This window comes from Streptococcus parasanguinis, from assembly GCF_015556095.1.
Taxonomy (GTDB): domain Bacteria; phylum Bacillota; class Bacilli; order Lactobacillales; family Streptococcaceae; genus Streptococcus; species Streptococcus parasanguinis_Q.
This window is the reverse complement of sequence record NZ_JADNLT010000005.1, coordinates 118639-130337: the sequence shown is the minus strand read 5'-3', so window position 1 is coordinate 130337 and position 11699 is coordinate 118639. Positions and strand designations below refer to the sequence as shown.

Sequence of the window (11699 nt, the reverse complement as noted above, 5' to 3'; positions counted from 1 at the left end):
TCATTTTTTCACTTTTTTGTTACAATGATCTTATAAAGTTTTAGGAGACAACCTATCATGTTTAAATTTAAAGATATTCTGGCTATCATCTTGGGGGCCGGCATTTTTTCGTTTGGGATCTATTTTTTGGTCATTCCCTTTCACTTCTATGAAGGAGGAGCAACAGGGATTACCTTGATCACCTATTACCTCTTCAAAATCCCCGTATCCATCATGAACTTGCTGATCAATATCCCTCTTTTCATTCTGGCTTGGAAACTGCTGGGCAAGAAATCTCTTTACCTGAGCTTACTGGGGACTTTCTCGGTTTCCGCTTGGATGGCGATTTTTGAAGCGATACCCCTCAGCCACCGCTACCATCACTTCATCTTTAACGCCTTTAAAGGAGATATTCTGCTTGCCTGTATCGCCTCAGGGGTTGTCCTTGGTTTGGGGCTAGGGATTATCTTCAATGCTGGAGGAACCACTGGAGGAACAGATATCCTCGCTCGCATCTTTAACAAATACACTTCCCTCACCATGGGAAAACTCATGTTGATTGTCGATGCCATTGTTCTGATAACTGTTGTCGTAGTCTTCCAAGATGTCCGCACAGCTATGTATACCCTCTTCTTTATCCTGATTGACACCCTTGTGATCGACTTGATTGGAGAAGGTGGTTTTGCTGGAAAAGGCTTCCTTATCGTTACCTCTAAACCAGAAGAAATTGCCAAAAAGGTATCTGACGATCTGGGTCGCGGGATTACCTTTATCCGCGGGATGGGCTATTACAGCCGTAAGGACCTGGATATTGTCTACTGTGTCGTTTCGCGGAATGAGATGAAACAAATGAAAGACATCATCAATCAGATCGATCCATTCGCCTTCATCACCATTTCTGAAGCCCATGAAATTCTCGGCGAAGGCTTTACTTTAGATAAAGAAAAACAACCCATTAACCGTTAATAGAAAAATCAGACTGGATTGTCATCCAGCCTGATTTTTTTATTAAATAGCTTTTGCGGTTGTTCGAGTGATTTCATCGACTTTCAAACCGTTGGCTTCAAATTTACTACGGATTCCTTCTAGATCTGTCACCCCATCAATTTGGACTTCGATAACCACACGATCGTCTTTTGTTGGGATATTGACTGTATTTGCGATGTTATACCCTTCTTCTACAATCAAGTGAATGATTTGTTCTAGAACGCCAACCTTATCTTCTGTCACAAAGCGAACACGAACTCCTTCTTCTCCATAACCGGATACTTCAAGGAAAGCACGGAAAATATCACGGTCTGTGATGACACCGGATACTTGGTCATTGTCCACGACTGGAAGAATTCCCACCTTGTTCTTATACATGAGGTAGGTCGCATCTTCTAAGCTCGCAAATTTAGAGACGGTAATGACATCGCGAAGCATGACATCTTTAACCTTAGTCTTGTTCAACAGATAGTTCATCTCGAAAATAGACAAGCTTGTTGCTTTAGATGGACTTGCTTCTGCAATCGTACCTTCTGTCACCAACCCAACCAATTTATCGTTTTCAATGACTGGCAAACGGTGCAAACCTTGTTCGCGCATCAAATCTGCCGCGTGGGCAATTGTCGTATCTGGACTAATGTAAACCACTTTACGTGTCATAAAATCTTTAACAGCCATAACAAGTTCTCCTATGCTTTTATTAGTTTTATTATACTTGATTTTAAGAATGATTTCAAACGCTTTCAGCAGTTTTCTCTTGTTTTCAAAATTTAGAAAAATCAAACAAGAAAGATGAAAAAAGAAAGGTCTTCAGGACCTTTCTTTCGAACATGTTCAAACTATCTTTCCTATAATATAAGATTAATAATTCTTCATAATAGAAATTATGCTATTTTTTGAATCATTTGGGAGTATACTGAAACTTTCCGCCGTGAGAAAAGTGCTAGAAACATTAATGTTTCTAGTACTCGGGAGTTTTGAAACCTTAGTTTCAAAACTAAGTCATGGAACTTCTTCGAAGTTCGCTGACGTCCATACTCACCTAAGGAAAGTTTCTAAATTATCTTTGTCAGCAATCCGAAGAAAGGTTTAGCTAACTTTTCCTTTCAAACAAACTTTAGAAAACTTATCCACCAAGGTAAGCCTTGCGGACTTCTTCTGAGGCTAAGAGTTCTTTTCCTGTTCCGGAAAGAACGACTTTCCCTGTTTCCAAAACATAACCGCGGTCTGCGATGGCAAGGGCCTTGTTGGCATTTTGCTCGATCAAGAGAACGGTTGTTCCTTGTTTTTGGATATCTTGGATGATATCAAAGATTTCTTGGATAAAGATTGGGGCCAATCCCATAGAAGGTTCATCCAGAAGCAAGAGTTTTGGCGTCGACATAAGTGCACGACCCATTGCTAGCATTTGTTGTTCCCCACCAGATAGGGTTGCTGCATCTTGGTTCTTCCGCTCTTCCAAACGTGGAAAACGGGAGAAGACTTTCTTCAAGTTGGCTTGATTTTCTTCTCGATCTTTCTTCAAGAAAGCTCCCATTTCCAAGTTTTCCATAACGGTTAAGCCTGGAAAGACGTGGCGGCCTTCTGGAACTTGAGAGAGTCCAGCAGCTACAATTTTTTGAGCCGGAACCTTTTGAATCTCCTGCCCCAAAAACTCGATTTTCCCAGCACTTGGACGCACCAAACCTGAAATGGTACGAAGAATAGATGTTTTCCCAGCACCATTGGCACCGATAAGAGAAACAACTTCTCCTTCATTGACTTCGAAACTGACATCACGGACAGCCTGGATCATGCCATAGTGTACAGAAAGATTTTCAACTTTTAACATAGACATTAGGCTTCACCTCCTAGATAGGCTTCGATTACGCGTTTGTTATTCTTAATTTCCTCTGGCGTACCATGGGCAATCAAGCGACCATATTCCAATACATAAATCCGTTCGGTTACTTCCATGACCAAGCTCATATCGTGCTCGATTAGCATGATCGTAATATTGAATTCTTTTTGAATGCGACGGATCAATTGGGTCAATTCTGCTGTTTCTTGAGGGTTCATCCCTGCAGCAGGTTCATCCAAGAAGAGGATTTTTGGCTCTGTCGCAAGGGCACGAACGATCTCCAAGTGACGTTGTTGTCCGTAAGCTAAGTTTTTGGCCAAGGTATCTGCTTCTTTTTCCAAACCAAAAATGGCTAACAATTCAAGAGCTTTTGCTTTCAAAGCTTCTTCATTCTTGTAATAGCTTGGCAAGCGGAAAAGACTGGCAAAGACATGTGGTTTGTGGTGATTGGCAAAAGCAATCAAGACATTGTCCAAAACGCTCAAGTCTTTGAAGAGACGAATATTTTGGAAAGTCCGTCCCAGACCACCTGCAGCGATTTTATAAGGTGCTTTACCATTTAGTAGCTGACCATCTAAGGTAATGGTCCCCTCACTTGGTTCATATACCCCTGTTAGGAGGTTGAAGAGGGTTGTTTTACCGGCACCATTGGGTCCGATCAAACCAACCAATTCCCCTTCATTGAGTTCCATGGTCACATCCCCAACGGCTGTCAAACCACCAAAGTTTTTTGTTAAATTTTTTACTTCAAGAAGTGCCATTAGTTAGCCTCCTTTTTTGAGAGTAGTTTTTTCAAGCTGAATTCCCATGTTCCAAGAAGACCACCTGGACGGAAGATCATCACGAGAATCAAAGCCAATGAGTAAATGATCATACGGACGCTTGAGAAGTCTTGAAGCACCATGTTCAAGATCCCCAAGACGATGGCTGCCACAACTGTTCCTGACATCGATCCCAAACCACCGAAAACGACAATGATCAAGACATTAATAGTATTGGTGAAAGAGTAATCTTTAGGAACAACAGAACCGATAAAGCCAGCTTGAAGAGATCCAGCAATCGCTGCTGTGATCGCACCAAATACAAAGGCAATGACTTTGACTTTGGTCGTATTGATCCCAACAGATTCTGCTGCGATTTCATCTTCACGAACAGAAAGGGTAGAGCGTCCAATTGGACTGCGTAAGAAGTTAATCGTAAAGATCGTTGTAATTACAACAAAGAGGTAAACCAATTGCCAAGTTGTAAAGGCTGGCAAACCAAGGATCCCAGCAGCACCATTTGTTAGAGTACCACCATTAACGATCAAGATCCGGATGATTTCAGAAACCCCAAGTGTCGCAATCGCGAGATAGTCCCCTTTCAAACGAAGGGTTGGAACCCCAACGATCAAGGCAACGACACCAGCAATCAAAGCACCTAAAACCATCGCGCCAAAGAAAGCCCCATAGGTTGGTGATTTGGAACCAAGAATGGCTGCAGAGTAAGCACCAATCGCCATAAATCCGGCATGGCCGAGTGAGAATTGACCTGAGAAACCAACAATGAGGTTCAAGCCAACTGCAAGGATAATATTAATTCCAATTTGTTCTAAAATTTGGATATAGAAGAGGTTGAGCACACCCGCTGCAACCAAGACTTGGATCAAGGCAAAACCTGCGACCAAAAGACCAAGCCAGACTAAATTCACTTTTAAATTTTGTTTCATGGCTTACACCTTCTCTTTCACATTTTTACCGAGGATACCTGCTGGACGGATGAGCAAGATCACAATCAAGATGGCATACACAATGGCATCACGGAAGTCTGAAAGACCGATCGCTGTAGCGAAGGTTTCCAACAAACCGATAACAAATCCACCTAGGGCAGCACCTGGAATGATTCCGATTCCTCCAAGAACGGCTGCGACAAATGCTTTGATCCCTGGTGTCATCCCCATCAGAGGCTCGATCGAGTTGTAATACAAACCAATCAAGACACCACCAGCACCTGCCAAGGCAGATCCCAAAGCAAAGGTAAAACTGATCGTACGGTTTACGTTAATCCCCATCAATTGAGCAGCATCACTATCGACAGATACAGCCCGCATGGCTTTCCCCATCTTTGTCTTTTGAATAATAAATTGAAGAGCGACCATCAAGAAAACAGACACTCCCAAGATCATCAACTGAATATTGGAGATTGAAATAGGACCGAAGTTGTAACGAACCGTTTTAATCACTTGCGGGAAGGAACGGGTATTGGCACCGACGAAGAAGACCATCCCATATTCGAGCAAGAAGGAAACCCCGATGGCTGTGATCAAGGCTGCAATCCGAGTCGAATGACGAAGCGGACGATAAGCCAGGTATTCAATTACAACCCCTAAAATAGCTGTCCCAACCATGGCTAGGAGCAAGGCTACAAAGAAGTTCACTTTCCATGAGTTCAATAAGAAATATCCCATAAAGGCACCTACCATGTAGATATCCCCATGGGCAAAGTTGATCAATTTGATAATTCCATACACCATGGTATAACCAAGGGCCAAGAGTGCATAGACACTTCCCAAGATTAGACCGTTCACTAATTGCTGGAGCATTTGAACCATCCTTTCTAACAATAAAGAGCGAGGCCAGGAATTTTCATTCTCCCAGCCTCTTGTACAAACAACAAATGATAATTATGGTTTAACAGACTCAACAGATTTGACTTTACCATCTTTCAAGCCAATCATAAGAGCTGATTTAACCGGGTTGTGGTTCTTGTCAATTGACATTGTACCAGTCACACCTTCCAAGTCTTTCAACTTCGCAAGGTTATCTTTCAATTCGACAGAGTTCTTAGCACCTTTAGATGCTTCGGCAACCATGTAAACTGAATCATAAGCCAAAGCTGCGAACATTGAAGGTTCTTCATTGTATTTCGCTTTGTATGCTTCTACGAATTTCTTGGCTTTATCAGTCATTTCACCTTCAGTAGAGAATCCAGCTACGTAGTAGATATCTGTAGCTGCAGCAGGTGTTGCTTGTTCAACGAACTTAGCATCGCTAAATCCATCCCCACCAATGATTGGTTGTTTGATTCCCATACCACGCGCTTGGTTTACGATCTTACCAGTTTCTGTGTAGTAACCTGGAAGAACAATCGCATCGAAGTCTTTATCTTTGATTTTTGTAAGAGCAGCTTGGAAGTCTGTATCCTTAGATTGGAATGTTTCTGTTGCTACGATTTCACCTTTGTAAGATTTCTTGAAGGCTTCAGCAATCCCTTTCGCATAGTCAGATGAGTTATCGTAGTAGAGAACGACTTTTTTCGCTTTCAAGTTATCAGTTGTGTATTTGGCAATGATTTTTCCTTGGAAACTATCGATGAAGGTTGCACGGAAAAGGTAATCTTGACCTTTTGTCAAATCATCTTGAGTTGCTGATGGTGTAACCAATGGCACACCTGCTTTACCAGCATTGGCAACCGCTGCTGCAGTAGCACCTGAAGTCGCAGGTCCTACAAGAGCGTTCACTTTTGATTGAGTGACAAGGTTTGTAGTGACTGTAGCTGCTTCAGCTGTTTCAGATTTGTTATCTTTATCTGTGACAACAATCTTCTTACCGTCAGCTCCACCCTTAGCGTTGATTTCATCAACGGCCAATTGAGCACCTTTTTGTTCAGCGCTACCGTAGGCTGCTACTTCACCAGTTTTTTCAAAGTTAAAACCGACTTTTAGTTCTTTGCCGATTTCGTTACCAGTTGTGTTTGAACCTGAAGTAGAAACTTCACCACAAGCAGCAAGAAGAGCGACACTTGCAATGGTTAAAAATGAAAGAGCAAATTTTTTCTTCATTTGTAATGATCTCCTTAAATGAATCTTAAAATAAATACATTAAGAATATACCGAATTATCTGACAATTGTCAATAAAAAAAAACGCAATCCATCAAATGATTGCGTTTTCTAACCTTCTGTGACCACAGATGGGGTCTCCAATCGTTGCAAACTCCCCACAAAATCTGTATCTAAATCTTTGAGATGGCAAGGCAAGACTTTTTTGACATAACGTTCTTTCTTTAAGTCTTCCATGACTTGATCGGCCTTGTCGCTGTCCACATACAATTGGACATAACGGCATTTCTTAGAATGGTACAAGACATCTCCGACAGATTGTAATTTTTTCCCGTCTCGATTGTAATACAATTTAACAATTAAGCCTGTTCTTTCTTGTTTCTCAAACATGGTCAATCCCTTTCTCGTTCTGTTACTAGTATATCAAATTTCAAGAAAAAGAACTACTCTTTTATGAGAGCAAAAAAGAGAGTGGGACAGAAATCGGTAATTCGTTAAAATTCGATTTCGTCGTCCCACCTCCGCACAGTTGAGTAGGGCTGTAAAAGCTGATGAAATCAGCGTAGTAGAGCCCACTCAACCACTGCGTTTTGCTCGACAATCCAAAAATAATTGAGAGGCTAGGACTTTTGTCCCAGCCTCTTGACGGGCCTTCCCATAGGATGGTTTAGCCCAATTTATTATTGGCCATGATTTCATCAATAAAGCCATATTCAAGTGTTTCTTGCGCGCTCATCCAATTGTCACGCTCCGCATCAGCATGCACTTTTTCAATGGATTGACCTGAATTTTCCGCAAGGATTTTTTCCAAGTTGTTCCGTGTTTTGAGTAAGTGTTCTGCTGCAATCGCCATATCGGTTTGTTGGGTACCACCACCAGTACCACCCATTGGTTGGTGAATCATGTACTCGGCGTTTGGCAACATGAAGCGTTTGCCCTTCGCACCGCTTGAAGCGATAATAGTTCCCATAGAAGCTGCCATCCCCATAACAATGGTTTGGACATCTGACTTGATAAAGTTCATAGTATCTACAATGGCAAGACCTGCTGAGACAGAGCCACCTGGGGTATTGATATACATATAGATATCTTTTGTATTATCTTGGGCATCCAAGAAGAGCAATTGAGCGATAATGGAGTTAGCCATTTGGTCCTCAACTGGTCCTGTTACCATGATAATTCGATCTTTTAACAGACGGGAATAAATATCGTAAGAACGTTCTCCTCGACTGGTTTGTTCAATAACTACTGGAATCATCTATTCTTCTCCTTTAGTATCCATTCATTCTCACGATTCGTGAGGTTCAAAGTATATGTGCTATTATAAACCAATGGTCAAAAAAGGTCAAATCTTAAGCACCTTTCGGACGAATCATGAATGGTTTCTTATTTGGTACCGAATAAACGGTCACCTGCATCTCCAAGACCAGGAACAATGTAGCCATGTTCATTCAAATGATCATCGAGGGCTGCTGTAAAGATATCAACATCTGGGTGAGCTTCTTGAAGAGCTTTCACCCCTTCTGGCGCTGATACTAGACAGACAAATTTGATATGGCTAGCGCCACGTTTTTTCAAGGAATCAATAGCTAGAATAGCGGATCCACCCGTAGCAAGCATTGGGTCTACTACAAAGATACGACGTTGATCAATATCTTCTGGCAATTTCACCAAGTATTCAACTGGTTTCAAGGTTTCTTCATCACGGTACATCCCGATATGGCCAACCTTAGCAGCTGGTACCAAACTCAAGAGACCATCAACCATCCCAATCCCTGCACGAAGAATTGGGACAATAGCCAACTTCTTCCCTGCGATTTGTTTTTGAACGGTTTTGGTAATAGGAGTTTCAATTTCAACATCCTCAAGAGGCAATTCACGCAATACTTCGTAGCCCATCAACATAGCAATCTCATCTACCAATTCACGAAAGGCCTTCGTAGAGGTATCTGTACGACGAAGAATAGACAATTTGTGTTGAATCAGTGGATGTGTAATAACTTCTAATTTTCCCATTTTGAGATCCTTCTTTCTAAGCTGTTATTATTCAAAAAAGAGCTATGATAAAAGTGGAGTCAAGCTCTACTCTTTCTTTCAGTCCCTCTTTGATACTCACAGCACATGGAAATCTTCATTTCCAACTTTACATTCTTCTTATTATACCAAATTTTACCAAAAAAAGAGAGCCCTTACACTTAATTTTTTAAGTTCGGACTCACTCTTTCTATCAATCAATTACAACCATTCTTTGTACTTCTTAATATAGATACGTTTGACAACCGTCACACTCAGCATATAAAGGACGATAATCGCAAACAATAGAACAAAGTACAATCCATTTAGTTGGCTCAACTTCAAGATAGAAGCCAAAGGACTATATGGAAGGGAGGTTACAAAGAAGGCTGCTGCTAGAGTCGTCACCACGACTGAGAAGGCTGGACGACTTTGGATAAATGGCAGTTTTGGTGAACGCAACATATGGATAACCATGGTTTGAGACCACATGGATTCGATAAACCATCCAGTTTGGAACACCATGATAAAGGCTGCTGCATCTGCTGCTCCATGGTTGTAGCCATGACCTAAAATCATAGGAACAACAAGGAAGTAAAGAAGCATGTAGGTAATAATATCAAATACAGATGAAATGGGACCAATCCAGGCCATAAAACGCATGATAGAGTTTGCTTCCCAGATACGAGGTTTCTTGAGGAATTCCTTGTCGACATTGTCAAAAGGAAGGGCGATACAAGAAAGATCATAGATAAGATTGAGCACAATCAAATGAACGGGAGCCATTGGAAGGAAAGGCAAAAAGATGCTGGCGAAGAGCAGAGAAAAGATGTTCCCGAAGTTAGAAGAGACCGTCATCTTGATGTACTTGGTCATATTGGCATAGACCTTGCGACCTTCAACCAAACCTTTTTCAAGGACCATCAAGTCCTTATCCAGAAGGATGACATCTGCCGTTTCCTTGGCGATATCCACAGCGGTATCCACGGAGATCCCAACGTCTGAGACCTTCATGGATGGAGCATCGTTGATCCCATCACCCATGTAACCCACCTTGTGGCCATTGTTCTTGAGGCAGAGGATGATCCGCGCTTTTTGATCGGGTGATAATTTGGCAAAGACCGTTGTTGTTTCCACAACTTGTGCTAACTCTTGGTCTGTCATCGTATCGATTTCGCTTCCCAAAAGAATCCGCTCTACATCTAGTCCTACTTTTTCACAGACAGCTTGGGTGACCTTTTCATTGTCCCCAGTTAAGATCTTGGTGGTTACCCCATATTCTGCAAGAGCTTTGATTGCTGGAGCCGCAGAAGGTTTTGGTGGATCAAGAAAGGCAAGGTAACCAGTTAGGATCATGTCTCGTTCATCTTCAACACTAAAGATGTCATTTTCGTCCAAGTCGGTTTTGTAGCTGACGCCTAAAACACGAAGACCTTGTTCATTTAATTGAGCAACTTCAGCGAGGACCTCTTGACGGACTTCATCTGTCAGGCGTTTAATCTCTCCCTTGTACTCAACATAAGTCGATACAGAAAGCATTTCTTCCAAGGCACCCTTGGTCACCATGCTGACCACACCATCTTCATCTTTGACAATGACACTCATGCGACGACGTTCAAAATCAAAGGGCAATTCATCAATCTTATGGAAGGTTTGATCCAGATCGCGAACAATCTCATGTTTCTTGGCTTCTTTATGGGTCCGATTGATAATCGCTCGGTCCATCAAATTTTTTAGTCCGGTTTGGAAATAGGAATTCAAGTAAGCCCGGCGAAGGACTGATAGATCCAACTCGCCATGGATATCAAGCGGATACTCCAAAACGATTTCATCTTGGGTCAAGGTTCCTGTCTTATCAGTACACAAAATATCGATAGCGCCGAGGTCTTGGATGGCATTGAGCTTTTTGATAACGACTTTTTCTTTTGCCATAATGATGGAGCCCTTAGCAAGACTCGCTGTAATAATCATCGGCAGCATTTCCGGAGTCAAACCAACCCCAACGCTGAGGGCAAAGACACCCGCTTCTAACCAGTCACCATCTGTGAGGCCATTGATCACAAAGACAATGGGCACCATCACTAACATGAGCCGAATCAAGAGCCAAGAGATGGTATTCATTTCTCTCTCAAATGAGGTTGGTTCGTCATAAGTGTTGATGGTTTGCTCAATAGCTCCCATCATGGTTTCATCTCCCACGACCAAGACCAAGGCTGTCGCCCGTCCGGAGATGACATTGGTCCCCATAAAGGCCAAACTTTCACTTTCCAAGAGACTATCTAGATTTTGACTGTCGGCTTTTCTGAGACAAACCTTTTCAACAGCATCACTTTCCCCCGTGAGACCAGATTGTTGGACAAAGAAGTCACGGGAATCAATCAAGACCACATCTGCTGGGATCATATCGCCGGCACTCAGTTTGATCACATCACCTACGACGATTTCATCGATCGGAATTTCTTGTTCCGATCCATCACGCAGAACGGTCGCTGTATTGACAATCATACGTGATAAGTTGCTAGCTGCTTTGTCACTCCGCAATTCTTGAATGAAGCGGATACCACCAGAGATCAAGACCAAGGTCACAATGATGATGGAGGTCGTTGGATCCTGTTCACCTGGTTTTGCTAGCCAGACATTGGTGATGAAGGAAACCAGCGCAATGACCAACAAAATCACTGTAAAAGGATTGATGATGGATTCGTAGATCTTTTTGATCATGGAATCTTCTTGACCTTTTGTGATGACATTTTCGCCATAAATATCGCGGTTTTCTTCTACTTGATCGTCAACTAGACCAAGGGCACTGGTTTTGTAGGTGGCAAAGGTGCTTTCAAGTGGTGCTTGAAGAGCAGCAATGAGTCTTTCTTTATTTGTTTGCATTGGTATCTCCTTTTTCAATCAGGAGCCAATCACTTTTGGAGTCCCTACGACACAAATCAGCGATTGGCTGGTTCGGTACGGTTCGGGATGATCGTCGATTTGTATCATAGCTCTCTCCTTTTTCTTTTCTTGGTAAGGCATAAAAAAGAGTCCTACCTTCGATCGGTAGGACTCATGAA

Annotated in this window: 11 protein-coding genes; 1 reads left to right on the top strand and 10 read right to left on the bottom strand. The window is 42.2% G+C overall.

Features of this window, described 5'->3' with window-relative positions; translation table 11 throughout:
• Window positions 1-57: 57 nt before the first annotated feature.
• Window positions 58-945 carry a YitT family protein gene (locus I2E70_RS06705; RefSeq protein ID WP_049491214.1) on the top strand — a complete coding sequence of 296 codons (888 nt, stop codon included), beginning with the start codon at window positions 58-60 and terminating at the stop codon, window positions 943-945.
• Window positions 946-987: 42 nt separating this feature from the next.
• Here the strand turns inward: I2E70_RS06705 and I2E70_RS06700 are convergent, their stop codons facing one another.
• The 10 genes from I2E70_RS06700 to mgtA all read right to left on the bottom strand — a co-directional run bounded on the left by I2E70_RS06700 (window position 988) and on the right by mgtA (window position 11520).
• Window positions 988-1644, bottom strand: coding sequence for a CBS domain-containing protein (locus I2E70_RS06700; RefSeq protein ID WP_003005183.1), 657 nt, complete (start codon window positions 1642-1644; stop codon window positions 988-990).
• Between the two features lie 448 nt (window positions 1645-2092).
• A complete protein-coding gene (locus I2E70_RS06695) occupies window positions 2093-2803 on the bottom strand; it encodes an ABC transporter ATP-binding protein (protein ID WP_003008277.1) in 711 nt (236 codons plus the stop codon).
• Complete coding sequence (locus I2E70_RS06690) at window positions 2803-3567, bottom strand: ABC transporter ATP-binding protein (protein ID WP_195424127.1); 765 nt, start codon at window positions 3565-3567, stop codon at window positions 2803-2805. Before I2E70_RS06690 ends, I2E70_RS06695 begins: the two co-directional genes overlap by 1 nt.
• Complete coding sequence (locus tag I2E70_RS06685) at window positions 3567-4514, bottom strand: branched-chain amino acid ABC transporter permease (protein WP_003008278.1); 948 nt, start codon at window positions 4512-4514, stop codon at window positions 3567-3569. Before I2E70_RS06685 ends, I2E70_RS06690 begins: the two co-directional genes overlap by 1 nt.
• Window positions 4515-4517: 3 nt before the next feature.
• Window positions 4518-5387, bottom strand: a complete 870-nt coding sequence (locus tag I2E70_RS06680) for a branched-chain amino acid ABC transporter permease (protein ID WP_021153669.1) — start codon at window positions 5385-5387, stop codon at window positions 4518-4520.
• An 81-nt stretch (window positions 5388-5468) separates the two neighbouring features.
• Window positions 5469-6626, bottom strand: a complete 1158-nt coding sequence (locus I2E70_RS06675; protein WP_023918808.1) for an ABC transporter substrate-binding protein — start codon at window positions 6624-6626, stop codon at window positions 5469-5471.
• 109 nt (window positions 6627-6735) lie between these two features.
• Window positions 6736-7014, bottom strand: a complete 279-nt coding sequence (locus I2E70_RS06670) for a DUF2129 domain-containing protein (RefSeq protein WP_003013098.1) — start codon at window positions 7012-7014, stop codon at window positions 6736-6738.
• Window positions 7015-7291: 277 nt separating this feature from the next.
• Complete coding sequence (gene clpP / locus I2E70_RS06665; RefSeq protein ID WP_021153673.1) at window positions 7292-7882, bottom strand: ATP-dependent Clp protease proteolytic subunit ClpP; 591 nt, start codon at window positions 7880-7882, stop codon at window positions 7292-7294.
• A 128-nt stretch (window positions 7883-8010) separates the two neighbouring features.
• Window positions 8011-8640 (bottom strand): uracil phosphoribosyltransferase, encoded by a 630-nt coding sequence (gene upp, locus I2E70_RS06660; RefSeq protein WP_003005574.1) that lies wholly within the window; start codon window positions 8638-8640, stop codon window positions 8011-8013.
• A gap of 219 nt (window positions 8641-8859) precedes the next feature.
• Window positions 8860-11520 carry a magnesium-translocating P-type ATPase gene (gene mgtA / locus I2E70_RS06655; RefSeq protein WP_195424123.1) on the bottom strand — a complete coding sequence of 887 codons (2661 nt, stop codon included), beginning with the start codon at window positions 11518-11520 and terminating at the stop codon, window positions 8860-8862.
• Window positions 11521-11699: the final 179 nt, after the last annotated feature.